Source organism: Indolivaga alginatilytica, from assembly GCF_003201355.1.
In the GTDB taxonomy this organism is placed as follows: Bacteria; Bacteroidota; Bacteroidia; order Bacteroidales; family Dysgonomonadaceae; genus Dysgonomonas_A; species Dysgonomonas_A alginatilytica.
On the sequence record NZ_QICL01000003.1, the window covers coordinates 196,974 to 221,449 of the forward strand.

At 36.3% G+C, this 24,476-nt stretch carries 35 protein-coding genes; 25 read left to right on the top strand and 10 right to left on the bottom strand.

Features of this window, described 5'->3' with window-relative positions:
* The first annotated feature begins 36 nt into the window (after positions 1–36).
* From rplV to rplQ, 24 genes are all read left to right on the top strand, one after another.
* Complete coding sequence (gene rplV / locus CLV62_RS04770; RefSeq protein ID WP_110309645.1) at positions 37–444, top strand: 50S ribosomal protein L22; 408 nt, start codon at positions 37–39, stop codon at positions 442–444.
* 9 nt (positions 445–453) lie between these two features.
* Complete coding sequence (gene rpsC, locus CLV62_RS04775) at positions 454–1,200, top strand: 30S ribosomal protein S3 (protein ID WP_110309646.1); 747 nt, start codon at positions 454–456, stop codon at positions 1,198–1,200.
* Positions 1,201–1,221: 21 nt separating this feature from the next.
* On the top strand, positions 1,222–1,653 hold the full coding sequence (gene rplP, locus CLV62_RS04780; protein WP_110309647.1) for a 50S ribosomal protein L16: 432 nt from the start codon (positions 1,222–1,224) through the stop codon (positions 1,651–1,653).
* 5 nt (positions 1,654–1,658) lie between these two features.
* Positions 1,659–1,856: a 50S ribosomal protein L29 gene (rpmC, locus tag CLV62_RS04785; RefSeq protein ID WP_110309648.1), complete on the top strand. Its 198-nt coding sequence runs from the start codon at positions 1,659–1,661 to the stop codon at positions 1,854–1,856.
* A 9-nt stretch (positions 1,857–1,865) separates the two neighbouring features.
* Positions 1,866–2,123, top strand: coding sequence for a 30S ribosomal protein S17 (gene rpsQ, locus CLV62_RS04790; protein WP_050709693.1), 258 nt, complete (start codon positions 1,866–1,868; stop codon positions 2,121–2,123).
* A 1-nt stretch (position 2,124) separates the two neighbouring features.
* Positions 2,125–2,490, top strand: coding sequence for a 50S ribosomal protein L14 (gene rplN, locus CLV62_RS04795; RefSeq protein ID WP_050709694.1), 366 nt, complete (start codon positions 2,125–2,127; stop codon positions 2,488–2,490).
* Between the two features lie 21 nt (positions 2,491–2,511).
* Positions 2,512–2,829, top strand: a complete 318-nt coding sequence (gene rplX / locus CLV62_RS04800) for a 50S ribosomal protein L24 (protein ID WP_050709695.1) — start codon at positions 2,512–2,514, stop codon at positions 2,827–2,829.
* Positions 2,829–3,392 (top strand): 50S ribosomal protein L5, encoded by a 564-nt coding sequence (rplE, locus tag CLV62_RS04805; protein WP_110309649.1) that lies wholly within the window; start codon positions 2,829–2,831, stop codon positions 3,390–3,392. The genes rplX and rplE overlap by 1 nt, the downstream gene beginning before the upstream one ends.
* A 1-nt stretch (position 3,393) precedes the next feature.
* On the top strand, positions 3,394–3,663 hold the full coding sequence (gene rpsN / locus CLV62_RS04810) for a 30S ribosomal protein S14 (RefSeq protein WP_110309650.1): 270 nt from the start codon (positions 3,394–3,396) through the stop codon (positions 3,661–3,663).
* Between the two features lie 66 nt (positions 3,664–3,729).
* On the top strand, positions 3,730–4,125 hold the full coding sequence (rpsH, locus tag CLV62_RS04815) for a 30S ribosomal protein S8 (protein WP_110309651.1): 396 nt from the start codon (positions 3,730–3,732) through the stop codon (positions 4,123–4,125).
* Positions 4,126–4,142: 17 nt separating this feature from the next.
* Positions 4,143–4,697 carry a 50S ribosomal protein L6 gene (gene rplF, locus CLV62_RS04820; protein WP_110309652.1) on the top strand — a complete coding sequence of 185 codons (555 nt, stop codon included), beginning with the start codon at positions 4,143–4,145 and terminating at the stop codon, positions 4,695–4,697.
* A gap of 21 nt (positions 4,698–4,718) precedes the next feature.
* Positions 4,719–5,063: a 50S ribosomal protein L18 gene (gene rplR, locus CLV62_RS04825; RefSeq protein ID WP_050709700.1), complete on the top strand. Its 345-nt coding sequence runs from the start codon at positions 4,719–4,721 to the stop codon at positions 5,061–5,063.
* 5 nt (positions 5,064–5,068) lie between these two features.
* On the top strand, positions 5,069–5,587 hold the full coding sequence (gene rpsE / locus CLV62_RS04830) for a 30S ribosomal protein S5 (protein WP_050709701.1): 519 nt from the start codon (positions 5,069–5,071) through the stop codon (positions 5,585–5,587).
* Between the two features lie 20 nt (positions 5,588–5,607).
* Positions 5,608–5,784, top strand: a complete 177-nt coding sequence (rpmD, locus tag CLV62_RS04835) for a 50S ribosomal protein L30 (RefSeq protein ID WP_110309653.1) — start codon at positions 5,608–5,610, stop codon at positions 5,782–5,784.
* A gap of 31 nt (positions 5,785–5,815) precedes the next feature.
* Positions 5,816–6,265, top strand: a complete 450-nt coding sequence (gene rplO / locus CLV62_RS04840; protein WP_110309654.1) for a 50S ribosomal protein L15 — start codon at positions 5,816–5,818, stop codon at positions 6,263–6,265.
* 1 nt (position 6,266) lies between these two features.
* Positions 6,267–7,592 (top strand): preprotein translocase subunit SecY, encoded by a 1,326-nt coding sequence (gene secY, locus CLV62_RS04845; RefSeq protein WP_110309655.1) that lies wholly within the window; start codon positions 6,267–6,269, stop codon positions 7,590–7,592.
* A 19-nt stretch (positions 7,593–7,611) separates the two neighbouring features.
* Positions 7,612–8,412, top strand: a complete 801-nt coding sequence (gene map, locus CLV62_RS04850; RefSeq protein WP_110309656.1) for a type I methionyl aminopeptidase — start codon at positions 7,612–7,614, stop codon at positions 8,410–8,412.
* 10 nt (positions 8,413–8,422) lie between these two features.
* Positions 8,423–8,641, top strand: coding sequence for a translation initiation factor IF-1 (gene infA / locus CLV62_RS04855; protein ID WP_050709706.1), 219 nt, complete (start codon positions 8,423–8,425; stop codon positions 8,639–8,641).
* An 11-nt stretch (positions 8,642–8,652) separates the two neighbouring features.
* Complete coding sequence (gene ykgO, locus CLV62_RS04860; RefSeq protein WP_006800238.1) at positions 8,653–8,769, top strand: type B 50S ribosomal protein L36; 117 nt, start codon at positions 8,653–8,655, stop codon at positions 8,767–8,769.
* Between the two features lie 30 nt (positions 8,770–8,799).
* Positions 8,800–9,180: a 30S ribosomal protein S13 gene (gene rpsM, locus CLV62_RS04865; RefSeq protein WP_050709707.1), complete on the top strand. Its 381-nt coding sequence runs from the start codon at positions 8,800–8,802 to the stop codon at positions 9,178–9,180.
* A gap of 9 nt (positions 9,181–9,189) precedes the next feature.
* On the top strand, positions 9,190–9,579 hold the full coding sequence (rpsK, locus tag CLV62_RS04870) for a 30S ribosomal protein S11 (protein WP_050709708.1): 390 nt from the start codon (positions 9,190–9,192) through the stop codon (positions 9,577–9,579).
* A 107-nt stretch (positions 9,580–9,686) separates the two neighbouring features.
* On the top strand, positions 9,687–10,295 hold the full coding sequence (rpsD, locus tag CLV62_RS04875) for a 30S ribosomal protein S4 (RefSeq protein ID WP_050709709.1): 609 nt from the start codon (positions 9,687–9,689) through the stop codon (positions 10,293–10,295).
* 4 nt (positions 10,296–10,299) lie between these two features.
* Positions 10,300–11,292, top strand: a complete 993-nt coding sequence (locus CLV62_RS04880; protein ID WP_050709710.1) for a DNA-directed RNA polymerase subunit alpha — start codon at positions 10,300–10,302, stop codon at positions 11,290–11,292.
* Positions 11,293–11,298: 6 nt separating this feature from the next.
* Positions 11,299–11,829 (top strand): 50S ribosomal protein L17, encoded by a 531-nt coding sequence (gene rplQ / locus CLV62_RS04885; protein WP_110309657.1) that lies wholly within the window; start codon positions 11,299–11,301, stop codon positions 11,827–11,829.
* Between the two features lie 193 nt (positions 11,830–12,022).
* Here rplQ and CLV62_RS04890 read toward each other — a convergent pair whose 3' ends face one another.
* The 7 genes from CLV62_RS04890 to purB form a co-directional block, all read right to left on the bottom strand.
* A complete protein-coding gene (locus CLV62_RS04890) occupies positions 12,023–12,613 on the bottom strand; it encodes an HAD family hydrolase (RefSeq protein WP_110309658.1) in 591 nt (196 codons plus the stop codon).
* A gap of 13 nt (positions 12,614–12,626) precedes the next feature.
* Positions 12,627–13,856, bottom strand: coding sequence for a DUF6080 domain-containing protein (locus CLV62_RS04895; RefSeq protein WP_110309659.1), 1,230 nt, complete (start codon positions 13,854–13,856; stop codon positions 12,627–12,629).
* Between the two features lie 16 nt (positions 13,857–13,872).
* Positions 13,873–14,760, bottom strand: coding sequence for a decaprenyl-phosphate phosphoribosyltransferase (locus tag CLV62_RS04900; RefSeq protein WP_110309660.1), 888 nt, complete (start codon positions 14,758–14,760; stop codon positions 13,873–13,875).
* Positions 14,761–14,911: 151 nt separating this feature from the next.
* A complete protein-coding gene (locus tag CLV62_RS04905) occupies positions 14,912–16,198 on the bottom strand; it encodes a DUF6080 domain-containing protein (RefSeq protein WP_110309661.1) in 1,287 nt (428 codons plus the stop codon).
* A gap of 64 nt (positions 16,199–16,262) precedes the next feature.
* A complete protein-coding gene (gene asnS, locus CLV62_RS04910) occupies positions 16,263–17,666 on the bottom strand; it encodes an asparagine--tRNA ligase (protein ID WP_110309662.1) in 1,404 nt (467 codons plus the stop codon).
* 117 nt (positions 17,667–17,783) lie between these two features.
* Entirely contained in the window at positions 17,784–19,022 is a 1,239-nt protein-coding gene (locus tag CLV62_RS04915) for a pseudouridine synthase (protein ID WP_110309663.1), read from the bottom strand.
* A 61-nt stretch (positions 19,023–19,083) separates the two neighbouring features.
* Positions 19,084–20,427: an adenylosuccinate lyase gene (gene purB, locus CLV62_RS04920; RefSeq protein ID WP_110309664.1), complete on the bottom strand. Its 1,344-nt coding sequence runs from the start codon at positions 20,425–20,427 to the stop codon at positions 19,084–19,086.
* A gap of 358 nt (positions 20,428–20,785) precedes the next feature.
* On the opposite strand from purB, the gene CLV62_RS04925 reads away from it, so the two are divergent.
* Complete coding sequence (locus CLV62_RS04925; RefSeq protein WP_110309665.1) at positions 20,786–21,385, top strand: ribonuclease HII; 600 nt, start codon at positions 20,786–20,788, stop codon at positions 21,383–21,385.
* An 87-nt stretch (positions 21,386–21,472) separates the two neighbouring features.
* On the opposite strand, the gene CLV62_RS04930 is transcribed toward CLV62_RS04925, so the two are convergent.
* From CLV62_RS04930 to CLV62_RS04940, 3 genes are all read right to left on the bottom strand, one after another.
* Complete coding sequence (locus CLV62_RS04930) at positions 21,473–22,051, bottom strand: DUF4468 domain-containing protein (protein WP_110309666.1); 579 nt, start codon at positions 22,049–22,051, stop codon at positions 21,473–21,475.
* A gap of 273 nt (positions 22,052–22,324) precedes the next feature.
* On the bottom strand, positions 22,325–23,473 hold the full coding sequence (locus CLV62_RS04935) for a hypothetical protein (RefSeq protein ID WP_110309707.1): 1,149 nt from the start codon (positions 23,471–23,473) through the stop codon (positions 22,325–22,327).
* Positions 23,473–24,462, bottom strand: coding sequence for a D-alanine--D-alanine ligase (locus CLV62_RS04940; protein WP_110309667.1), 990 nt, complete (start codon positions 24,460–24,462; stop codon positions 23,473–23,475). Before CLV62_RS04940 ends, CLV62_RS04935 begins: the two co-directional genes overlap by 1 nt.
* Positions 24,463–24,476 lie beyond the last annotated feature (14 nt).

A 24,476-nucleotide genomic window follows, 5' to 3' on the forward strand; every position in this document is an offset into this window, starting at 1 on the left:
AAAATTTATTCAACAAAAAAGAAACATTAATATAAAATGGGTAAGAGAAAAAGAATAGCAGCTGACGCTAGAAAAGAAGCCAAACAAACGGTTTCTTTAGCTAAGTTGAACAACATTCCTACTTCGCCACGTAAAATGCGTTTAGTTGCAGATATGGTGAGAGGTATGGAAGCGTTTAGAGCTCTTGGCGTTTTGAAATTCTCAAATAAAGAAGCAGCTGCAAGAGTTGAAAAACTATTGCGTTCTTCTATTGCTAACTGGGAAGCTAAAAATGAGCGTAAAGCCGAGAGTGGTGAACTTTATGTGTCTTCGATATATGTAGATGGAGGTGCGATGTTAAAAAGACTTCGTCCTGCTCCACAAGGTAGAGGTTACAGAATTCGTAAACGTTCGAATCACGTAACTATTACAGTTGATGCACTTAGTAATAAAAAACAAAATTAATTTAGCCAGATGGGACAAAAAATCAATCCGATAGCGAATCGTTTAGGTATAATAAGAGGATGGGATTCTAACTGGTACGGCGGCAACAATTACGGTGCTACTTTATTGGAAGATAGCAAAATCCGTAAATACTTGAATGCTCGCCTGGCAAAAGCTAGTGTATCTCGCATAGTGATCGAAAGAACTTTGAAACTTGTAACTATTACTGTATGTACAGCCCGTCCCGGTATTATTATCGGAAAAGGCGGTCAGGAAGTAGACAAGCTAAAAGAGGAATTAAAGAAAATTACAGATAAAGATATTCAAATCAATATTTTTGAAATCAAAAAACCTGAGTTAGATGCAGTAATAGTAGCTAATAATATTGCACGTCAGTTAGAAGGTAAAATTGCTTACCGTCGTGCAATCAAAATGGCTATTGCTTCAACTATCAGAATGGGTGCTGAAGGTATCAAAATCCAAATCTCTGGACGTTTGAACGGAGCTGAAATGGCTCGTTCGGAAATGTACAAAGAAGGAAGAACTCCACTTCACACATTCCGTGCTGATATTGATTATGCTCATGCTGAGGCTTTGACTAAAGTTGGTTTACTCGGTATCAAAGTATGGATTTGCCGTGGAGAAATTTATGGCAAGAAAGACCTTGCACCATCATTTGTAGTATCTAAAGAACCATCTTCTTCTCAAAACAGAGGAGGGAATGATAATCGTAGATCGAACGATGGAAGAGGTTTCAAGAAAGGAAAGAGAAAATAAGAATTAAACATTTGAAAAAAGATGTTACAACCGAAGAAAACAAAATTTAGAAGACAGCAAAAAGGTCGCATGAAAGGTAATGCCCAAAGAGGCAGCCAACTTGCTTTCGGTTCGTTCGGTATCAAGACCCTTGAGACCAAATGGATTACCGGACGTCAGATCGAAGCGGCTCGTATTGCTGTAACTCGTTACATGCAACGTCAAGGTCAGGTTTGGGTGAGAATTTTCCCAGACAAACCGATTACAAAGAAACCTGCTGAAGTGCGTATGGGTAAGGGTAAAGGTTCGCCAGAAGGATTTGTGGCACCCGTTACTCCGGGAAGAATGATTTTCGAAATCGAAGGTGTATCTTTTGAAGTTGCTAAAGAAGCATTGCGTTTAGCAGCTCAAAAATTACCGGTTACTACAAAATTTGTGGTACGCAGAGATTATGATTTAACTCAAAATTCTTAAGCACTATGAAGATTGCAGAAGTAAGAGAATTATCCGAAAAGGATTTAGCAGAAAGATTGAATGTCGAAAAATTGGCATTGGATCAATTAGTTTTGAACCACAGTGTGACTCCATTGGATAACCCTGGTAAGATTAAAGAAAAGCGCCGTGATATCGCTCGTATCTTGACAGTGTTGCGTCAAAGAGAAATAAATAAAAAGTAATAAGAGCTGATGGAAACTAGAAATTTAAGAAAAGAAAGAATCGGGGTCGTTTTCAGTAATAAAATGGATAAGACCGTTACTGTTGCTGTAAAATGGAAAGAAAAACACCCTATTTACGGGAAATTCGTTAATAAAACGAAGAAATTTCATGCTCATGATGAAAAAAACGAGTGTAACATCGGTGATACTGTACGTATTATGGAAACTCGTCCTTTGAGCAAAACTAAAAGATGGAGATTAATCGAAATAATCGAAAGGGCTAAATAAAATGATACAACAAGAATCGAGATTAGCAGTAACGGACAACAGCGGAGCCAGAGAAGCTCTATGTATCCGAGTACTAGGAGGCACAAGAAGACGCTATGCATCTGTTGGAGATATAATAGTAGTTGCTATCAAAAGTGTGATCCCTTCAAGTGATGTTAAGAAAGGTGCAGTAACTAAAGCAATGGTTGTACGTACAAGAAAAGAAGTACGTAGAGCTGACGGATCATATATCCGTTTCGACGACAATGCGTGTGTATTGTTGAATGCTGCCGGTGAAATCAGAGGAACCCGTATTTTCGGACCAGTAGCAAGAGAATTGCGATCGGTGAATATGAAGATCGTTTCTTTAGCACCAGAGGTACTTTAATCTAAATAAATCCAGACGGTAATGAGTAAGTTACATATAAAGAAAGGTGACATCGTTTATGTGAACACCGGTACAGACAAAGGTAAGACAGGTCGCGTTGTTAAAGTCATTATTGACAAACAACGTGCCATTGTTGAAGGTCTGAACATGGTATCTAAGCATACTAAGCCTAATGCAAAAAATCCTCAAGGAGGTATTGAGAAAGTAGAAGCTCCTATTCATATATCTAATTTGAATGTGGTAGATCCTGAATCAGGAAAGCCAACAAGAATTGGACGTAAAGAATTGAATGGTAAGCTAGTGCGTTATTCTAAAAAAACAGGGAAGGAGATTAAATAATGAGCAATACAACAACTCTTAAAACAGAATATAAAGATCGTATTGTTTCTTCTCTGATGAAAGAATTCGATTATAAATCGCCAATGCAAGTGCCTGTTCTTAAAAAGATTGTTATCAATCAAGGTTTAGGAATAGCAGTTGCCGATAAAAAGATCATCGAAACAGCAATCAACGAGTTGACTGCGATCACTGGTCAAAAAGCTGTAGCAACAGTATCTAAAAAAGATATTTCGAACTTTAAGTTGCGTAAAAAAATGCCTATTGGTGTAATGGTAACATTGCGTGGTAACCAAATGTACGAATTTTTGGAAAGACTTGTAAAAGTTGCACTTCCTCGTATTCGTGACTTCAAAGGTATCGAAAGCAAACTTGATGGACGCGGTAACTATACATTAGGTATACAGGAGCAAATCATTTTCCCTGAAATTAATATCGATTCGATTAGTAAAATTCTGGGAATGAATATTACCTTTGTAACTTCTGCAAAAACAGATGAAGAAGGGTATGCTCTTTTGAAAGAATTTGGTTTACCATTTAAGAACGCAAAAAAAGAATTGATATAAGATGGCAAAAGAATCAATGAAAGCCCGTGAGGTTAAAAGAGCAAGATTAGTAGCTAAATATGCAGCTAAAAGAGCTCAGTTGAAGTCTGAAGGAGATTACGAAGGACTTCAAGCTCTGCCAAAGAATGCGTCTCCTGTTCGTCTACACAACAGATGTAGTATGACCGGTCGTCCAAAAGGGTATTTACGCCAATTTGGAATCTCTCGTATTCAGTTCAGAGAAATGGCTTCTAAAGGCTTAATACCAGGCATCAAGAAAGCTAGCTGGTAATATAAAGAATTTTTTTTAGAATTAAATATTGTCCCGGGTTCGGGATTAATTTAAATCAATTTTATAATGACAGATCCAATAGCAGATTATTTGACGCGCTTGAGAAACGCCATCATGGCGAAGCACAGAGTGGTAGAAATACCAGCGTCGAATTTGAAAAGAGAAATTACTAAAATTCTCTTTGAAAAAGGCTACATACTTAACTATAAGTTTGTAGAAGAAGGTCCTCAAGGTTCTATTAAAATAGCCTTGAAATATGACCCCGTAAATAAAGTGAATGCGATTAAGAAATTAATTCGTATCTCAACTCCAGGTCTTCGTAAGTATACAGGATACAAAGAGATGCCAAGAGTACTTAACGGTCTTGGTATAGCTGTATTGTCTACCTCTCAAGGTATTATGACTGACAAAGAAGCTCGCGGTTTGAAAGTGGGTGGAGAAGTTTTATGTTATGTTTATTAATTAAGAGGAGGTATACTATGTCAAGAATTGGAAAATTACCTATAACTATCCCTGCGGGAGTTACCGTAAGTGTGGATAAAGACAATTTAGTTACCGTAAAAGGTGCTAAAGGTGAATTAACTCAAAGTGTAAATCCTGATATCAAAGTTACTGTTGACGCTGAAGTGTTGACGGTTACTCGTCCAACTGATGAAAAAGAGCACCGTGCTTTGCATGGTCTTTACAGATCGTTGATAAATAACATGGTTATTGGAGTTTCTGAAGGATATCGTAAAGAATTAGAATTAGTAGGGGTTGGTTACCGTGCATCTAATGCAGGGCAACAATTAGACCTTTCTCTAGGTTATACTCACAACATTCACATGTTGTTACCAAAAGAGATAATCATAGAAACTAAATCTGAGAGAAACAAGAATCCTCTAATCATTTTAGAATCTTGCGATAAAGAGCTTATCGGTATGGTGTGTGCTAAAATCCGTTCATTCCGTAAACCAGAGCCTTATAAAGGTAAAGGTATTCGTTTTGTGGGTGAAGTTATACGTCGTAAGTCTGGTAAATCGGCAGGTAAATAATTTACGTAAACTGTAAAAATCATGACAACGAAGACAGATAGAAGAAATAAGATAAAGTTAGATGTACGTAGTAAAATACAAGGTACAACTGAACGTCCCCGTTTGACAGTTTTCAGAAGTAACAAGCAAATTTATGCTCAGGTTATTGACGATTTAACTGGAAAAACCCTAGCTTCTGCTTCTTCTCTTAAAATCGGAGACAAAGCTCCTAAAAAAGAGATGGCAGCAAAAGTAGGTGAGCTAGTAGCTAAGGCTGCTCAAGAAGCAGGCGTAACATCTGTAGTATTTGACCGAAACGGTTATTTATATCACGGTAGAGTTAAAGAAATGGCAGATGCTGCCCGTAAAGGTGGACTTAAATTTTAATACAAATGGCAGGAATTAATAATAAAGTAAAATCGACCAACGATATCGAACTGAAAGACAGATTAGTGGCTATCAATCGCGTTACAAAAGTAACAAAGGGTGGTCGTACATTCAGTTTTGCTGCTATCGTCGTTGTAGGTAACGAAGATGGTATAGTTGGTTGGGGCTTAGGTAAAGCCGGCGAGGTAACTACAGCCATTGCAAAAGGAGTTGAAGCTGCTAAGAAAAACCTGATCAAAGTTCCGGTATTGAAAGGAACTATCCCTCACGAACAACTTGCTCGTTTCGGTGGATCGGAAGTTTTCATCAAACCAGCTTCTCCCGGTACAGGAGTAAAAGCAGGTGGTGCGATGCGCGCCGTGCTTGAAAGTGTTGGTGTAACTGACGTTCTTGCGAAATCTAAAGGTTCATCTAACCCTCACAACTTGGTGAAGGCTACAATCGAAGCTTTAGGTGAACTAAGAGATGCTTATACTGTTGCTCAAAACAGAGGAGTATCTATGGCGAAAGTGTTTAAAGGTTAATTTGCAAGAAAATCAAAATTATGGCAACAATTAAAGTTAAACAAGTTAGAAGCAGAATCAATAGCCCTATAGATCAAAAAAGAACATTGGATGCTCTGGGGTTAAGAAAATTGAATAGAGTGGTTGAACATCCCGATAATCCAGCAGTAAGAGGGATGATCGAGAAAGTAAAACACTTAGTTTCTATAGTAGAGTAATAATCTAGTAAAAGATAAAAAATCTAAGCATATGAATTTATCGAATTTAAAACCTGCTGAAGGTTCTACTAAAACAAGAAAAAGAATTGGTCGTGGTACCGGTTCTGGTTTGGGTGGTACTTCAACAAGAGGTCATAAAGGTGCTAAGTCTAGATCGGGTTATTCAAAGAAGATCGGTTTTGAAGGAGGTCAAATGCCTATCCAACGCCGTCTTCCTAAATATGGTTTTAAAAATATCAATCGTATAGAATACAAACCTATTAATTTGAATGTACTTCAGGATTTGGCTGATGCTCAAAAACTAACAAAAATTGATATTCAGACCCTGATCGACGCTGGTTTTGTTTCATCTAAGCACTTAGTGAAGATTTTAGGTAATGGAGCATTAACTGTAAAGTTAGATGTTGAAGCTCATTCTTTCTCTAAGACAGCAGAAGCTGCGATTTTAGCAGTAGGTGGAACCGCAACAAAACTGAAGTAAGATGGGATTTGTAAAAACAATAGAAAATATATGGAAGATTGAGGATCTGCGCAAACGGATTCTCACTACTTTCTTTTTCGTAGTGATCTATCGTTTTGGTACACACGTTGTGTTGCCGGGCGTAAATCCCGCGGATTTGGAAGCCCTTCGCCATAGTGCATCCGGAGGATTGTTAGGCTTGCTTGACATGTTCTCTGGTGGTGCTTTTGCAAACGCTTCTATTTTTGCATTGGGTATTATGCCTTATATCTCAGCTTCGATTGTGATCCAGCTGTTGGGTATAGCGCTTCCATACTTTCAAAAACTACAAAAAGAAGGGGAGAGTGGACGTAATAAGCTTAACCAATATACCCGTTATCTGACATTAGTAATTCTTCTTTTCCAAGGACCGGCCTATCTGTTAGGTGCTTTGGGAGGAGCTGCTCCTGGCGGATTCTGGACTTTTCTATTGCCTTCAACCATAATTCTGGCAGGGGGTAGTATGTTTGTACTATGGTTAGGTGAGCGTATTACGGATAAAGGTATTGGAAACGGTATTTCGTTTATAATACTTGTTGGTATAATCGCCCGATTGCCTCATGCCTTAGTTGGAGAGTTTACGTCTCGTCTAAGTGATAGCGCCGGTGGTTTGATCGTATTTTTGCTTGAAATGGTATTCTTACTGTTTGTTATTGCAATGGCAATACTTCTTGTACAAGGCACTCGCAAGATACCTGTACAGTACGCAAAACGTATCGTTGGTAATAAACAATATGGAGGTGCGCGTCAGTACATCCCATTGAAAGTGAATGCTGCCAACGTGATGCCTATCATTTTTGCTCAAGCGATTATGTTTATCCCTGTTGCTGTTGCCGGATTTGCAACCGCAGATAAGACCGGATGGTTTATGCGTTCTTTGACTGATAACACTAGCTGGTTATACTGCCTTATATTTGCTTTTTTAATTATAGCATTTACATGGTTCTATACTGCGGTTACTATCAATCCAATACAAATGGCTGATGAATTGAAAAGAAACAATGGATTCATTCCAGGTATTAAACCCGGAAAGAAAACGGCTGATTATATCGATACTATTATGTCTCGTATAACTCTGCCCGGTTCATTATTTCTAGCTCTAGTCGCTATCCTTCCTGCTTTTGCAAGTTTAATCGGGATTAGTAAAGAATTCTCTCACTTCTTTGGTGGTACTTCTTTATTGATTTTGGTAGGGGTAGTATTGGATACTTTACAGCAAATCGAAAGTCATTTGTTGATGAGACATTATGACGGTTTGTTGAAGTCAGGTAGAATAAAAGGACGTTCAGGTTCAATTGCGGCATATTAAGTAAGTTTAGTACAGATCAATGATTTTCCTAAAAACAGAAGAAGAAATAGAATTAATGCGTGAGAGTAACCGCTTGGTTGGTATGACTCTGGGCGAACTCGCCAAACATATCAAGCCGGGGGTTACTACACTGCATTTAGATAAAATAGCTGAAGAATTTATCAGAAGTCATGGAGCAATTCCATCTTTTAAAGGCTATAAAGGTGCACCGGGTGCAATTGATTTTACAGGAAGCATATGTGCTTCGGTAAATGATGTTGTAGTGCATGGTATACCCGGAGGTTATGTTCTTAAAGACGGAGATATAATATCTGTTGATTGCGGAACTGAGAAGAATGGCTTTTGTGGGGATTCGGCCTATACGTTTTGTGTAGGTGAGGTATCGGAAGAAGCTAAGGCTTTATTAAGAACCACTAAAGAATCTTTATATAAAGGTATAGAAAAAGCCATCGAAGGTAATCGTGTCGGAGATGTTAGTGAAGCCATTCAGACTTATTGCGAGAAACTGCGATATTCGGTAGTGCGTGAATTAGTTGGTCATGGCATTGGTCGTAAAATGCATGAAGCGCCTGAAGTTCCAAATTATGGAAGAAGGGGTATAGGTCCTTTGTTAAAGAAGGGTATGTGTATAGCCATCGAGCCGATGATTAACCAAGGAAGCAGGAATGTTGTATTTGAAAGCGACGGCTGGACAGTAAGAACAAAAGATAGAAAATTATCAGCTCATTTCGAACATACAGTTTCGATACGTGAGGGTAAAGCAGATATCTTATCAACGTTCGAATTTATTGAGGCTGTACTAGGAAATAACGGAATCTAAATTAATTTTTATGGCTAAACAAGCATCAATAGAACAAGATGGCGTAATTATAGAAGCATTGTCTAACGCAATGTTTCGTGTAGAGTTAGAAAATGGACATGAAATAACTGCTCATATTTCCGGGAAAATGCGAATGCACTATATTAAAATATTACCCGGTGATAAAGTAAGAGTTGAAATGTCTCCATATGATTTGACTAAAGGTCGGATCTCTTTCAGATACAAATAAAAAAACAAAATATGAAAGTAAGAGCATCATTAAAGAAGCGTACTGCTGACTGTAAGATCGTCAGAAGAAAAGGTCGCTTATACGTAATAAACAAAAAAAACCCTAAGTATAAACAACGTCAGGGATAATTTACTAATTTTGCAAAAATAATCTAGTATATGGCTATAAGAATAGTTGGTGTCGATTTACCGCAAAATAAGAGAGGCGAAATTGCCTTGACATATATATATGGTATCGGACGTAGTAGTTCTAATAAAATTTTAGAACAAGCAGGTGTTGATAGAGATCTTAAAGTAAAAGATTGGACAGACGAACAAGCTGGTACAATCCGTGAATTAATTTCAAGCCAATTTAAGGTTGAAGGAGATTTGAGATCTGAAGTTCAATTGAACATCAAGCGCCTAATGGATATCGGTTGTTACCGTGGTATCCGTCACCGTATTGGTTTGCCTCTTAGAGGACAAGGTACTAAAAACAACGCTCGTACACGCAAGGGTAAAAAGAAAACTGTTGCAAACAAGAAAAAGGCTACAAAATAATAGTTTGATATGGCAAAAAAAACAGTCGCAGCTAAGAAAAGAAACGTTAAGGTTGATGCAAACGGACAAGTTCACGTGCATTCTTCATTTAACAATATTATTATTTCGATTACAAACAGCGAAGGTCAAGTGATCAGCTGGTCATCGGCAGGTAAAATGGGTTTTAGAAGTTCTAAGAAAAATACCCCTTATGCAGCTCAGATGGCAGCATCAGATTGTGCTAAAGTAGCATATGACTTAGGCTTGAGAAAAGTGAAAGTGTTTGTAAAAGGTCCTGGTAACGGACGTGAGTCTGCAATCCGTACAATACATGGTGCAGGTATAGAGGTGTCAGAAATAGTTGACGTTACTCCACTTCCTCACAATGGTTGTCGTCCTCCAAAACACAGAAGAGTTTAATCCCAATTTCTAAGTAGAAACATGAGTTGTGATTGATTGCAAGTAACCCTCTCTGTAATCGCGGCTGCACAATTCTCGCTTCTTTTTAATGTTTTAATTTAAAAAAAATGGCAAGATATACAGGACCAAAATCAAGAATAGCCCGTAAATTCGGTGAGCCTATCTTCGGACCGGATAAAGTTCTTTCTAGAAAGAATTATCCTCCGGGACAACATGGTAATGGTAGAAAGAAAAAGACTTCTGAATACGGTATTCAGTTGCGTGAAAAACAAAAAGCTAAATATACTTACGGAGTATTGGAAAAACAATTCCGTAACTTATTTGAGAAAGCTGCAAGTGCACGTGGTATAACAGGTGAGGTTCTATTACAATTCCTAGAATCAAGACTTGACAATGTTGTATTCCGCTTGGGTATAGCTCCTACAAGAGCTGCTGCCCGTCAGTTGGTTTCGCACCGTCATATCTTAGTAGATGGAAAAATTGTAAATATTCCTTCATACTCTGTAAAACCAGGGCAAATAATAGCTGTTCGTGAGAAATCAAAATCTTTAGAGGTTATTGATAATGCTTTATCAGGATTTAATCATAGTAAATATCCATGGATAGAGTGGGATAACTCTACTAAATCAGGAAAATATTTACATCTACCTGAAAGAGCAGATATTCCAGAGAACATAAAAGAACAGTTGATAGTAGAATTGTATTCTAAAGATTAATTTCATGGCGATATTAGCATTTCAAAAACCCGATAAAGTATTGATGTTAGAAGCGGACAACTTCTTCGGTAAGTTCGAATTTCGTCCGTTGGAACCTGGCTACGGTATTACTGTAGGTAATGCTCTTCGCCGTATTCTCCTTTCTTCACTTGAAGGTTTTGCTATTACTTCTATAAAAATAGATGGTGTTGAGCATGAATTTGCTACAGTACCGGGAGTTATAGAGGATGTAACAAATATAATCCTGAATCTGAAAAAAGTTCGATTTAAACAAATAGTCGAAGAAATAGAGAATGAGAAAGTAAGCATTACTATTTCGGGTTCGGAAGTGTTCAAAGCTGGAGATATAGGTAAGCATTTATCTGGATTTGAAGTTTTAAATCCCGAACTGGTGGTTTGCCACTTAGATCCAAGTGCGAATCTTCAAATTGAGTTGACCATTAACAAAGGTCGTGGATACGTTCCCGCAGACGAGAATCGTAGTCTTTCCGATGATGTTAATGTAATCGCAATTGACTCTATCTATACTCCGATCCGTAATGTAAAATACTCTATAGAGAATTATCGTGTAGAGCAAAAAACGGATTACGAAAAATTAGTGATAGAAATATCGACTGATGGATCTATACATCCAAAAGATGCACTGAAAGAAGCTGCAAAAATCCTTATTCATCACTTCATGTTGTTTTCTGATGAGAAAATCTTGTTAGAACAAACTGAAACTGACGGTAATGAGGAGTTTGATGAAGAAATACTTCACATGCGCCAATTGTTGAAGAGCAAGTTAGTAGATATGAACCTTTCGGTTCGTGCTCTGAACTGTTTGAAATCGGCAGAAGTAGAAACTTTAGGAGAGCTTGTTCAGTTCAATAAGAACGACCTTCTTAAATTCCGTAACTTTGGTAAGAAATCTCTTACTGAGTTAGATGAATTACTAGATAGTCTGAACCTTTCTTTTGGCATGGATATTTCCAAATATAAATTAGATAAAGATTAATAAGCGATGAGACATAATAAAAAATTTAATCACTTAGGTCGTACTAATACGCATAGAAATGCCATGTTATCTAACATGTGTGCTTCTTTAATTATGCATAAGCGTATTTTTACAACTGTGGCAAAGGCTAAAGCTTTAAGAAAAGTTATTGAGCCTATAATTACTAAATCAAAGGAAGATAGTACTCACTCAAGACGTTTAGTATTCCAAGATCTTCAAAGTAAGACAGCTGTAACAGAATTGTTCCAAAATGTATCTGTAAAGATAGCAGATCGTCCAGGTGGATATACTCGTATTATCAAAACCGGAAACCGTTTGGGTGACAATGCTTCAATGTGTTTTATTGAATTAGTAGATTATAACGACAATATGTTGAAAGAAACTACTAAGGCTGCTGCTAAACCTAAAACACGTCGTTCTAAGAAGAAAGCTGACGAAGGTACAGAAGTAGCTTCTGAAGTGAAAGAACCTAAAGCTAAAGCGCCAAAAGCAGCTAAAGCTAAAGTGGAAGGTGAAGACAAAAAGACTGAAGAATAATAACGATATATTACTCTTTAATAGAAAAGCACTCTCATTTGGGAGTGCTTTTTTTATGTCTAATCCAGAGTGTAAGTGAGGTCTCAGCCCTATTTGTTCTATTTTTTACCTTGTTAAGTATAGCAGAATAGTCTGTTACATCCCGAAAAAATCTCATTAAATATTTCTATTTGCTTATATGAATGATTGTCATTTATTTTATCAGAGTGGGATAGTCGGCAAGAGCTAATAACTCTTTATCTCCGGCACTATCACCGTATGCATATAAGATATATTCATTTCTGTTGGGAAATTGAGCTAAGAGGCGATTTACTTTCTCCTGCCCGTAACAATTTTTTGAGCTGAAAGAACCTTCGATTATGTTATTCTTAACTTCGATTTCGGTAGAGAGTACTGTTCTTATACCCATTTCTGAAGCCCATGGTTTTATCCAATTGACAATGGAGGCACTTACTATGATAACTATGTGATTTTGCTCTTGATGCCATTCTATCTTCTTTAAAATGGCAGGTCTGACAATCTCATGTATTCTTCCTATATAATCTAGGCTTATTTTATTGAACTCATCAATATTTTTATTCTTGAAAAAATAGGAGAAAAGCTTTTGTTTTGCCACATCATTCTTTATGAAACCTAGTTTGTATAATATAAGAGTAGGTGACAGTTTAATTAATCCTTTGAGCAGTTTGCCGCTTCCTGTATAAAACCTGATGAAATCAAAAAGAGTATCTTTTGTGGTGATTGTTCCATCAAAATCAAACGCCGCTATTGTACTGTGTTGCATAAATAAATTAGAGTTAGGCAGGATATAACTTTAAGGTAATGCTTATAAAATGGTACAAATGATACATATTATTTGTAAACATTGCAATAAGTATAAATCCGTACAGCAGGTACATGTATTTCTGTGCTTGTTTAGACATCGATTGATATAGCCAGCCTAACATCAATGGAACTATATAAATCCAGTGAGCTCCAAACATGAAAGGCTCGTCCAGACCATATCTTATGTAAACATGGATCACCAGATTAAAGAGTAGAATTAAAAAGAGAATCTGAACAAAGTTTTTTTTGTAATTTCTGATAAAAGAAAGTATTATTAAGCCGGTTAAGATTCCAATGAATAAGTATTGCCACCAATGGTGATAATATCCCATACTAATAACGTCTGCGTCATCATTTCGTAATTTGTGAATCCACAATTCAGGAGAGAAAATGGGAGATCCCCAGAATAGATCTATGATATGTTCATATAATTGCCCTGTGGTATGAGTGAACCACACCAGACGAGTTTTTGTATCGGCAATAAAATGGTGACTTAAGCCTATCCAAGCTACTACAATACCTGCAAATATACCTATGATCGTTAAATCCTTAATTTTCTCTTTTGTCGTTTTCTTGAAGTATATATATGGTAGGGTACATATTATGAAGTTAGTTATGGTTATACCCATTGCAATTACAGACAATATTACTTTTTCTAAAATAGGAATATCAGTTTTGTGTTTTATACTATATGCTGTATAGTATAAAATAAAAGTTATTATATAGATCGATATGGTGAATGATTCGGGAGTGAAGCAAAGAATTAGGTTTATAGGTGTTATCACAAATATCATGGATATGAGAATTGAGATATTATCTCCTAAGTTTATTATGTTTCGAAGATATTTAAATATAAATAAGACAGAACCGGATATCATGTAATTGCAAAATATGATCCAAAGTAGAGTTTTTGCTTTCTGAGAACCTGATAATAACGCTAGCCAATCTCCAACAAATATGATAGGACTTGTTAAAAACCTCATAAGCGGATGTGGAACAATACTCTGATAGCCATGTTGGTATATTATATTGTTATCAAAAGAAAAATACAAATCAGCTAAGGTCTCATGATCTATAATTGATGTGTAAAATGCTATTATAATAGAGTATGAGAAATAAAATAGCATGACTGAGCATAATATTATTACTTCTTTTCTATTTTCAGGTAGTAGGTGATGTAGAATATTTTTTCTAAGATCCATTAATCTTTTTGCTCAATTATTTATTTAATAACCACATCGAGACGAAAGATATCACCCAGCATACAATCGTTATTTGTAGGAAGCGATCTTTAAGTACTAGATTAGTGGGACTATCTCCTTTCTTCTCGACAAAAATAGCTTGGAGATATCTAAATAATCCAAGTATTACAAATAGTGATGTGATATATAGATATTCACCGTTTCGGTTAACAACCTCTGGCGATATAGTGTACATGATATAACTAAATATAATTATAGTCACTATTGTTATAATCATAGTATTTAAGAATTCAAGATTATAGCCGGATATACTTTTTCTTAATTCTTGCCCTGTTTCGCTATATATAATTACATCATTACGTCTTTTGCCTAGTACCAATAATAAAGCTAGCAGGAAGGTGAGAATGATGATCCAATGAGACAGTTCGATACCCGTGGCAATACTACCGATAAAGAGACGAATAACGAAGCCTATAGCTACAATTGTAATATCAATGATCGCCAGTTGTTTTAATTTGAAACAGTAGCAGATATTTAACACAAAATAGAAAGCAAGTAAAGATGATGCTGCATAATCTTTTAATACAAACAGATAAATAGAAAATCCAGAGACAATCAATAATAAGCATGCAATAAAGGCACTTTTTACGCTTATTGTTTTAGCTGCAAGTGGTCGATTCTTTTTTGTTGGATGCTGCCGATCAAGTTCCATATCTTTCCAGTCATTGATTATATAAATAGAACTGGCAATAAGGGAGAACCCTGTGAATGCATAAAATGCACTTAGAAGGGCTTCTGTATTAAAAAAATTAAAAGAAAAGAATATAGGGGCAAAGATGAAAAAATTTTTCACCCATTGATGAACACGTAATAATCGAAGATATGTATAAATAGTTCTTGCCATCAGAATAGTTTTTAAGTAGCGTTAAATATTTAACGCTATATTTACCAACATAAGACCTCACCCCAACCCTCTCCAATAGAGAGAGAGCTACTCCTCCTATTTGGGGAGGATAAGAGGGTGCTCGGCCAAAGCAATAAAAAGGTCTGCGACCTTAATTACCGGGAAACAACTCAAATGCTAAATTAGTAAAATTAATAAATTGAATCGTATTATTTATAATAAGAATGATTACCATGACAGAAAGTATAATCGAAAGAGTATTGGATCTTATTCGATCAACTTTACTATATAGCCATCCCAGAAGTATCGGAATGAAATACAGCCAATGTCCCGAAAAGAGATAAAACTCATCAACTCCAAATTTCAATACAATATGAACCACGATATCTACAAGTAAAGTTGAACAGACGATCCAAACAAACTTGTTTTTATAATTATATATCAAAGAGACGCTTAATAGAATTAAGAGTAGTATGACAAATAAGAATTGCCACCAACTGTGGTATGTATCAAAAATAATTTGGAATAGACCTGCTCCGGGAGCTCCACAAGGTCTCGAGATAACATCGGGCATAAGAACCGGTATGCCCCAGAATGTAAATATACTTTCATAAAAGATATTAGTCGTAGGAGATTGTATCGAGAATTTTTGATATGCAACAGATGTTTCCTCCCATATATCATACTTAAGTTGCATGAATATTAAAATAGTTGTAAAAATACCTCCTATTAATATAATTTTCAGGATTGTTAATGACGTTTTATCTTTAGTGAAAAACATGGGAATAATGCCTTTTATTCCATTAGTTATAGTTACTCCTCCAAGTGATAAAACGAGTATAAGATTGGTTAGTAAATGTATATTTTTATTTTTATAAATCATGGTTGAATAATAGCATATAGTCAGGCTTAACAGATATGCAGAGATGGTAAAAGCTTCAATTGTAAAACTAAGTAATATATTCATTCCCATGAATGTGTAAAACACCATAATGAGGCAGAGAGGATATTTTTGAAGTTGAATAATCTCCTTAAGATACCTGTAAATGTATAGTATGGAATGGCTTATTCCTAAATTGCACGCTAAAACAATGATAAAGGTGCGTGACTTCATAGAACCTGTTATAAGATAGAAAATATCAGCAATTCTCAGGATCGGAATTGTAAAGAATTTAATAAGAGGATGCCTCCCCAGTTCAAAATATCCTTGAGAATAATACATGGGATTATCAAAGGAGAAATAATGATCAAGTATAAATCTCTTATTATCGAAAACATTTGTGTAAAATAATGGAATAAAGGCAAAGCAGAAAAATAAAATGACTAAGCAGGATACGAGTCTGAATTCAGTTTTATTTTTTGGAAATATAAACTTAAAAAGGTCTTTCAACTGTCTGTAATCGTCTCTCCAGCTCCAATTCTTCAAGAGTGTTAGCATATATTAGTGTGTGTAAAATAATGCAGCAGAATATCACTTTATTCTGCTGCAAGGTGTTTATTTGTTAAAATTCAGCATTGTTCGGAGTTCGGGGAAATGGTATTACATCTCGAATATTAGTCATACCTGTCACAAACAGCATAAGACGTTCGAATCCGAGTCCGAATCCAGCATGAGGGGCTGTACCAAATTTACGTGTTTCTAAATACCACCAGATTGGATCGGCATTCATTCCTATTTCTTTGATGCGGTTCGTCAGTTTGTCATAATCGGCTTCACGTTCCGATCCTCCGATGATTTCTCCGATTTTAGGGAAAAGAACATCCATACCACGAACCGTTTTTCCATCTTCATTCTGTTTCATGTAAAATGACTTGATTTCTTTCGGATAATCAGTCAAAATTACAGGACATTTGAAATGCTGTTCTACCAGATAACGTTCGTGCTCCGATTGAAGATCTGCTCCCCAATATACGGGAAATTCAAATTTATGTTTGCTCTCCTCTAGAATTTTAACCCCTTCGGTGTATGTCAAACGGATAAATTTATTATTGGTGATAAAGTTTAATCTGTCGATTAATTCTTTGTCATATTTATCGGCTAAGAAAGCAATGTCATCTTTACAATTTTCAAGAGCATATTTGATCAGATATTGTAAAAAATCCTCAGCCAAATCCATGTTATCATTGATATCATAGAATGCCACTTCGGGCTCTATCATCCAGAATTCGGCAAGATGTCGAGGTGTATTGGAGTTCTCTGCACGGAATGTAGGACCAAAGGTGTATATGGCACCTAAAGCCATCGCACCTAATTCACCTTCTAATTGCCCTGAAACTGTAAGGTTTGTTTGACGTCCGAAGAAATCCTGACTATAGTCTACTGCACCTGTTTCGGTACGAGGCGTATTATTGAAATCCAGAGTTGTTGCCTGAAACATAGAACCTGCACCTTCCGCATCAGATGCTGTTATGATAGGTGTATGCAGGTAATAAAATCCATTGTCATTAAAGTATTTATGAATAGCAAATGCCATGTGGTGACGCATACGCAGGATCGCTCCAAAAGTATTTGTTCTTGGACGTAGATGTGCTATTTCACGTAGGTATTCTAAAGACGGACCATTCTTTTGCTTTTGCAACGGATATTCTTCAGGATCGGCAATACCATAGATTTCTATTTCTTTGGCTTGTATTTCGCAGTTTTGACCTTGTCCTTGAGATGCAACTAAAGTACCAACCACGTGGATACATGCTCCGGTAGTGATTTTCTTTAGTACTTCTTCATTAAAGAGTTCATTGTCTGCAACTACCTGTATATTATTAATTGTAGAACCATCATTTAAATGTATAAAGCTCACAAATTTATTGCCTCTGCGGGTACGTACCCAGCCTTTTGCACTTACGGTTGCTCCAAAATCGTCTCTGCGGAGCAAGTCTGAAATTTTAGTTCTACGAATTGTTTCCATTTTTAATTTAAGTTTGTTCTAAATAGGGATAATTAGTCAACAGTTATCAGCCAGCAGTAATAGGTAAACCCTATAAACTGACTACTGATAACTGTTGACTGATTATTGTAATTCTGTTTATTCGAATGCACCCATGCGAAGCATGTTTACTTCCGATTCAGTTAAATATCTCCACCGGCCACGAGTTACATTTTTCTTGGTAAGTCCGGCAAAATATACACGATCTAATTTTAGCACCTGATATCCTAATTTTTCGAATATACGGCGTACGATACGATTTCTACCGGAGTGGATTTCGATTCCTACTTCATCCAGAACGTCTTCTCCTACGTAAGCAATCGAATCTGCATGAATTTCGCCGTCATCAAGCATAATACCATCGGCAATAGCCTGCATATCTTCTATGGCTACTTCACGATCGAGCTTAACTTGATAAATCTTTTTCTTTACATATTTCGGGTGCATTAGCTTAGATGCTAAATCCCCGTCATTAGTAAGAAGTAGTACCCCTGTAGTATTTCTATCAAGACGACCTACCGGATAAATACGTTCAGGACATGCTCCTTTTACCAGATCCATAACAGTTTTTCTGTTTTGTGGATCATCTGAAGTCGTCACTGTATTTTTCGGCTTATTAAGAAGAACATAAACTTTGCTTTCCAAACGTACCGGTTTGTCCTGAAAAGTTACAGAGTCACCTCTTTTCACTTTTGCTCCCAGTTCTGAGACCAATTCTCCGTTAACCCTTACTACTCCGGCTGTGATGAACGAATCGGCTTCGCGACGAGAACATACACCGGCATTAGCCAAGTATTTATTTAGACGAATCGGTGTTTCAGGATCTAGGTTCTCCTTGTACTTAACAGGTTTAAATAGCTGTTTAGGACCTTTGTTTCTGTTTTGATCGCCACCTCCCGATCTCTGATCTCTGTCATAAGGTCTGCGATTATTGTCTCTTGACTGGTAAGAACTGTTTCTACGGTCTCCTCCAGAATTATAGCTGCCTCCTCTGTCTCCGGAATTGTAACTGCTGCGTCTGTCATCAGAGTTGTAATTACTTCTTCTTTCTCCAGAATTATAGCTGCCTCCTCTTTCTCCAGAATTGTAGTTACTACGTCTGTCGTCAGAATTGTAATTACTCCTTCTATCCTCAGAGTTGTAATTACTGCGTCTATCATCAGCATTGTAGTTGCTGCGTCTGTCGTCAGAGTTATTGTTATCCCGGTTAATCACAGGGCGAGCATCGCCTACACGAGGACGTTTTTTCTTCGCTTCACTCTGATTATTCTTGTTAAGAGACGGTTTATTTGATGATGAGTAACCATCTCGGCTTTCATTATCTCTGTCTGTAATCATCTGTAATAAGATTTAAATTTTAATCAATTAATTAATTATAATAACCTCGCGGTTATTGGGGTTATACTCCGGTATATGTATGAGGCGTTATTTTTCTTAGTTCTTCTTTTATTTCATCACTTACAGAAAGTCCGTTAATGAAATTAGAGATAGACGTCATTGTTATAGCCTCATTGGTACGAGTCAATTCTTTTAGTGCTTCATATGGCTTTGGATAACCTTCACGACGCAATATGGTTTGTATTCCTTCAGCTACTACTGCCCAGTTTTTCTCCAGATCGTTATCTAAAGCATCTTTGTTTAAAAGTAACTTACCTAATCCTTTGAGGGTACTTTGCAATGAAATAATAATGTGTCCAACAGGAACACCCACATTTCTTAGTACGGTAGAATCGGTTAGGTCTCTTTGTAAACGAGATATTGGCAATTTTGCTGATAAGTGTTCTAATATAGCATTAGCTATGCCCAGATTTCCTTCTGCATTTTCGAAATCAATGGGATTTACTTTATGAGGCATGGCCGATGAGCCTATTTCCCCTGCTTTGATCTTTTGCTTAAAGTATTCCATCGAAATATATTGCCAGAAGTCGCGATTCAAATCAATTATGATTGTATTTATGCGTTTCAATCCGTCAAAGATTGCCGCCATATTATCATAATTGGATATCTGTGTTGTATATTCTTCTCTAACTAATCCTAGTTTGTCTGACACAAATTTCGAGCCAAAGTCTTTCCAATTGTATTGAGGATAGGCAACGGTGTGAGCATTGTAATTTCCTGTAGCTCCCCCGAATTTAGCTGAAAAAGGAACTGATTTTACAAGATTGACCTGATTCTTAAGTCGGCTCACAAAAACCATAATTTCTTTTCCTAATCGGGTAGGGGATGCCGGCTGTCCGTGAGTCTTTGCCAGCATAGAAACTTCTTCCCATTCCTCTGCTCTGCTTTGGAGTAGGTTTATCAATTCATCTAAAAGCGGATAATACACATTTTCTAATGCTTCTTTCAAAGAAAGAGGTATCGATGTATTATTTATATCCTGCGAAGTCAACCCAAAATGGATGAATTCTTTGTATTCCTCCAAGTGTAGAACATCAAATTTCTCTTTGATGAAATATTCTACAGCTTTAACATCATGATTCGTTATGCTCTCAATCTCTTTGATATGAGTAGCATCTTCTTCAGAAAAGTTACTAACTATTTTTCTTAATTCCGGAAAAATTGTATGATTGACATTCTTCAATTGAGGCAACGGAAGTTCGCATAAAGCAATGAAGTATTCAACTTCAACTAATACACGGTATTTAATCAATGCATATTCCGAGAAATAGTTAGCTAATTCTTCGGTTTTGTTACGATAACGACCATCAATAGGGCTAATGGCTGTTAGGGTATCTAATTTCATGATGGTTATTTTGAGTTTAATAGTCTGATATCTCCTTTTTGATGCTCCTAAGTGCGTTACAAAGGTAATTATTAAATCAATTATCTGTAGCCGATTACAAGAAAAAACTTGATAAAATATATCATTATTGGTGAAAATACGATAATATGCTTATTTTTGAGGGGATATATATTATAGCATATTTTAGTATTAAGTAGCGTTAACTATTTAATGCAATATTTTTCAATATAACTGTCTCTGGTTGTTATACCCAGCCAAAGCAATAAAAAGGTCTGAGACCTTATATTGCTTGAATATAATTCTTCGGATTTGGTTGCTCTTTTTAGAGCAAGAGAATCTTCATTTCAATACACTTAAGATGCTTCAATTATTTTTAAATCCTGATCTTGTAGAGGCCGGTTGTGATGAAGCCGGACGCGGATGTTTAGCCGGTCCTGTATTTGCAGCAGCTGTTATTCTACCTCCTGATTTCAGTTGTGAACTGCTAAACGATTCAAAACAACTTAAAGAAAAAACGAGATACAGTCTGCGGAAGGTTATCGAAGAACAAGCTCTGGCATGGGCAGTTGGTGTTGTGTCTCATACTGAAATTGATGAGATAAATATATTGAATGCATCTTTCCTGGCAATGCATAGGGCTGTATCCGATCTAAAGATGACTCCCGAGCATTTATTGATTGATGGAAACAGATTTAAAAAGTACGAAAACATACCTCATACTTGTGTCGTAAAAGGTGATGGTAAATACCTTGCAATTGCTGCTGCATCGGTATTAGCTAAAACTTACAGGGATGATTTTATGATGAAACTGAATGAGGAGTATCCTCAGTACGGGTGGAATCAGAATAAAGGATATCCCACGATTAGACATAGACTAGCTATTGAAGAACATGGAATAACACCCTATCATCGTCTGACATTTAATTTGACAAATAAACAACTCCGTCTTGATTTTTAAGTAATTCCGGCAATTCAATACCCTATCTTGAAATTATAACTAACTATAGTTGTCCTACTTATCAGGGTTATAATAAAGTCTGAAACCTTAAAGCGTATCCGGTGCGTTTAATGCGTTCGCCAAACTGTCGGCCAATTCGTTTAGAAAGAATAAAGTACTTCTTTGGATATTTACTCTTAACTCCTGCTGGGGGCCTGCCACCTCTAAGGCCGATGGCGTAATGATATCTTCTGCCTTTACACTCTTTTTGATATTATGTAATTTGTAAGTAATACCTTTTACCTCAAATACGCATTTGTCATTAAATATAAATGCATTGAGATGGTAAGTCATAACAACTTTCTCTCTTATTTTCTCATTATTCTCGGGAAGCAGAAGTTCTATTCTTGACTTTATAATAATCTCTTTGTTTGTATTGTCATATCTTATATTTGAGATAAGGGGAGATGAAGCATATCTTTCTTTACCCCATTCCTTTACTCTGTGAAAACTTTTTTCAATATCATTGTTATTCAGCGGGATTTCTCTCACTAATACTACCTGGTTGTTGAAAAGTGGAGCGTAAGTAAATTTGTCATTCTGAACTAATACCTGAGCAAAAATATTGCCGGATAACAAGGTTAAGAGGAATACAAAACAGATTGTTATACTTTTTACTCTGGTCATGATGTTTACTTATTTTATAATAATTAGTTTCTGCTCATTTGCAAGTTTGTTGTTGTAGGAAGCTCCGTTGCGATTGAACCCCTTACGAAAAAGGTAATTTAGTAACAGTAAATGTTTATTGTTCCATTTTATAACTATAACCGTCTCTCGCTATTATACTTGGCAAAGCAATAAAAAGGTCTGAGACCTTATATCTTTCGTCTTCATACAAATTTATGAAAAATATAATAGTACAGTTGTCGTTTAACAATAAAAAAGAAAAAGGAAGAATAATTATTCTTCCTTTGCTATGAGATAGTTTTTTAGAGTATTCGAGTACATCTCCAGGATTTTATTCCTAAGAAAAGGGATGTCTTTATTCTCGAGTTTTATTTTATCAATCTGCTTTGATATATAGTCCTTGAAATCATTAACCTGTTGGTCGGTGTAATGCTCTTTGTATTTGTTCGAATTTTCCAACAGGTCATGAGCAATGTAGTTACAAGGGCTAAATTCATAATTCAGATGAATTTCACGATCAATAATTCTGGCAACAGCCGATATGCGCTCTTTTTTATCCAGTGATTCTATGAAATCTAATTTGTCATTTATTTCATTCCCAAAACGGAAGTGAATTTTTCCTTTAAAGCCAAGCAGCCCGATTTCCATATTTCTTAGGTCATCTATTTGGGCTTTTTTGTATTCGGGATTATCTCTTTTTAACTGAAATTCCATTGCCTTCAGATAATCACAAGGGTCGTATTCGTACGAAATAGATAATGGTAGTATATTCAGACTTTTGATTCTTTCTGTAAATCCTCCTGACGGAGCAGACAACGCAAGCATCTTCAGTACACTTTCCTGAGTTCTATCATTGGAATCTTTAGCCCTGCCTTCTCTTTGGGCAAGCCATACCGATTCTTTCTTTTCATTGATTACATGATAAATGTACTCTGACATATGACGCGATACTTCGAGCATTTGTCTGACAGATACACCTCGCTTGACAAGAAAACTTTTATTGAGGCGAACCAGTTTCTCTATCCACGGGTGAATTAATAAATTGTCGCCGATAGCTATTTCTGTAGTATCCATTCCTTTATCATTGCGGAGTATGTTTAATATTCCGGCATCCAGAATGATGTCTCTGTGGTTTGATATGATAAGGTGAGCTTTGTCTCCTAATTTTTCCCATCCGGAGCTAGTTACACCGGATGATGTTTTGTTTGCCAATCCCCATACTGTCGGTGCAATCATTTTTGACTGAAAATCAAACTTTGTATTGTACTGCAACATTTCAGACGAAAACTCATCCCAATTTATATCCGGAAGTATATACTTAACAGCATACATGAAACCGGGGTCTACTACCAATTCTTGGATAGCTTTCTTTACGTCCTTATCTTCTAAAGGGGCTATATCAACGAATTTACTATCGCTCATCATAAACTCTTTTGTGTTTTTTGATATTCACATTCAATAATTTCACTTAAAACATCTGTTATATTTAAACCTGCAGCTTTTACTTGCTGTGGGATAAAACTCGTAGCGGTCATGCCCGGAGTCGTATTTACTTCTAATAAATAAGGAGTATCCCCTGAAATTATAAAGTCGGCTCTTATTATTCCTTTTGCTCCTACCAGATCGTATATTCTGGATGTGAGTTGTTGTATCTGGAGAGTAATTTCGGGTGATAAATCGGCTGGAGTTATTTCTTCAACTTCTCCCATATATTTTGCATTGTAATCGAAGAACTCGTTCTTGGTAATTACTTCGGTTATTGGAAATACAACTTCATGATCTGTTGTTTTGTAACAACCACAAGTAACCTCTCTGCCACTTATAAAGCTTTCGATAATTACATCGGATGCTTCGCTAAAAGCAAAATCTATAGCTTCCTGCATTTTTTCTATTGATTTTACTTTAGTTGTAGCAAAGCTCGATCCTCCGGTATTTGGCTTTATAAATATTGGAAATTTAAGAGCTTCAGCAATATTCTCTGTGTTATATTTGGTTTCTCTGCTTAGATATACTGATTTAGCAACATTGAGCCCGAAATTCTTTAAAAAGTTATTGCATACAAACTTATTGAATGTGATAGCCGAGGCCATCCAGTCACAAGAAGAATAAGGTATGTTTAGCATATCAAAATAACCTTGCAGACGTCCATCTTCTCCCGGAGTGCCATGTATAGTTATGTAGGCAAAATCAATTTTTATCTTTTCTGAGTCAAAAGAGATACTAAAGTCGTTTTTGTCAACATTGTATTCCTTATCTTCAATATTTGCAGTCCACCCTTTTCTGTCTATTTTTATTTTATAGACATTATATCGGTCTTTGTCTAAGAACGAATATATTCCGTTCATACTTTTTTCCGAGACTACAATCTCAGAAGAATATCCTCCCCATATAATTGCAACATTTTTCTTCATGGCAAGTACTTAAG

Coding starts and splice junctions, on each gene's coding strand:
- CLV62_RS04890 (WP_110309658.1), bottom strand. CDS start 12,613: ATGCAACACAGTACAATAGCGGCGTTTGATTTTGATGGAACAATCACC.
- rpsQ (WP_050709693.1), top strand. CDS start 1,866: ATGGAAACTAGAAATTTAAGAAAAGAAAGAATCGGGGTCGTTTTCAGT.
- rpsH (WP_110309651.1), top strand. CDS start 3,730: ATGACAGATCCAATAGCAGATTATTTGACGCGCTTGAGAAACGCCATC.
- rplR (WP_050709700.1), top strand. CDS start 4,719: ATGACAACGAAGACAGATAGAAGAAATAAGATAAAGTTAGATGTACGT.
- CLV62_RS04915 (WP_110309663.1), bottom strand. CDS start 19,022: ATGATTACAGACAGAGATAATGAAAGCCGAGATGGTTACTCATCATCA.
- rplO (WP_110309654.1), top strand. CDS start 5,816: ATGAATTTATCGAATTTAAAACCTGCTGAAGGTTCTACTAAAACAAGA.
- CLV62_RS04940 (WP_110309667.1), bottom strand. CDS start 24,462: ATGAAGAAAAATGTTGCAATTATATGGGGAGGATATTCTTCTGAGATT.
- rpsE (WP_050709701.1), top strand. CDS start 5,069: ATGGCAGGAATTAATAATAAAGTAAAATCGACCAACGATATCGAACTG.
- ykgO (WP_006800238.1), top strand. CDS start 8,653: ATGAAAGTAAGAGCATCATTAAAGAAGCGTACTGCTGACTGTAAGATC.
- infA (WP_050709706.1), top strand. CDS start 8,423: ATGGCTAAACAAGCATCAATAGAACAAGATGGCGTAATTATAGAAGCA.
- asnS (WP_110309662.1), bottom strand. CDS start 17,666: ATGGAAACAATTCGTAGAACTAAAATTTCAGACTTGCTCCGCAGAGAC.
- rpsC (WP_110309646.1), top strand. CDS start 454: ATGGGACAAAAAATCAATCCGATAGCGAATCGTTTAGGTATAATAAGA.
- rpsN (WP_110309650.1), top strand. CDS start 3,394: ATGGCAAAAGAATCAATGAAAGCCCGTGAGGTTAAAAGAGCAAGATTA.
- rplP (WP_110309647.1), top strand. CDS start 1,222: ATGTTACAACCGAAGAAAACAAAATTTAGAAGACAGCAAAAAGGTCGC.
- CLV62_RS04905 (WP_110309661.1), bottom strand. CDS start 16,198: ATGCTAACACTCTTGAAGAATTGGAGCTGGAGAGACGATTACAGACAG.
- rplV (WP_110309645.1), top strand. CDS start 37: ATGGGTAAGAGAAAAAGAATAGCAGCTGACGCTAGAAAAGAAGCCAAA.
- rplF (WP_110309652.1), top strand. CDS start 4,143: ATGTCAAGAATTGGAAAATTACCTATAACTATCCCTGCGGGAGTTACC.
- rpsM (WP_050709707.1), top strand. CDS start 8,800: ATGGCTATAAGAATAGTTGGTGTCGATTTACCGCAAAATAAGAGAGGC.
- CLV62_RS04880 (WP_050709710.1), top strand. CDS start 10,300: ATGGCGATATTAGCATTTCAAAAACCCGATAAAGTATTGATGTTAGAA.
- rpsK (WP_050709708.1), top strand. CDS start 9,190: ATGGCAAAAAAAACAGTCGCAGCTAAGAAAAGAAACGTTAAGGTTGAT.
- map (WP_110309656.1), top strand. CDS start 7,612: ATGATTTTCCTAAAAACAGAAGAAGAAATAGAATTAATGCGTGAGAGT.
- rpmC (WP_110309648.1), top strand. CDS start 1,659: ATGAAGATTGCAGAAGTAAGAGAATTATCCGAAAAGGATTTAGCAGAA.
- purB (WP_110309664.1), bottom strand. CDS start 20,427: ATGAAATTAGATACCCTAACAGCCATTAGCCCTATTGATGGTCGTTAT.
- rplE (WP_110309649.1), top strand. CDS start 2,829: ATGAGCAATACAACAACTCTTAAAACAGAATATAAAGATCGTATTGTT.
- CLV62_RS04925 (WP_110309665.1), top strand. CDS start 20,786: ATGCTTCAATTATTTTTAAATCCTGATCTTGTAGAGGCCGGTTGTGAT.
- CLV62_RS04935 (WP_110309707.1), bottom strand. CDS start 23,473: ATGAGCGATAGTAAATTCGTTGATATAGCCCCTTTAGAAGATAAGGAC.
- CLV62_RS04895 (WP_110309659.1), bottom strand. CDS start 13,856: ATGGATCTTAGAAAAAATATTCTACATCACCTACTACCTGAAAATAGA.
- rplX (WP_050709695.1), top strand. CDS start 2,512: ATGAGTAAGTTACATATAAAGAAAGGTGACATCGTTTATGTGAACACC.
- rplN (WP_050709694.1), top strand. CDS start 2,125: ATGATACAACAAGAATCGAGATTAGCAGTAACGGACAACAGCGGAGCC.
- CLV62_RS04930 (WP_110309666.1), bottom strand. CDS start 22,051: ATGACCAGAGTAAAAAGTATAACAATCTGTTTTGTATTCCTCTTAACC.
- CLV62_RS04900 (WP_110309660.1), bottom strand. CDS start 14,760: ATGGCAAGAACTATTTATACATATCTTCGATTATTACGTGTTCATCAA.
- rpmD (WP_110309653.1), top strand. CDS start 5,608: ATGGCAACAATTAAAGTTAAACAAGTTAGAAGCAGAATCAATAGCCCT.
- rpsD (WP_050709709.1), top strand. CDS start 9,687: ATGGCAAGATATACAGGACCAAAATCAAGAATAGCCCGTAAATTCGGT.
- secY (WP_110309655.1), top strand. CDS start 6,267: ATGGGATTTGTAAAAACAATAGAAAATATATGGAAGATTGAGGATCTG.
- rplQ (WP_110309657.1), top strand. CDS start 11,299: ATGAGACATAATAAAAAATTTAATCACTTAGGTCGTACTAATACGCAT.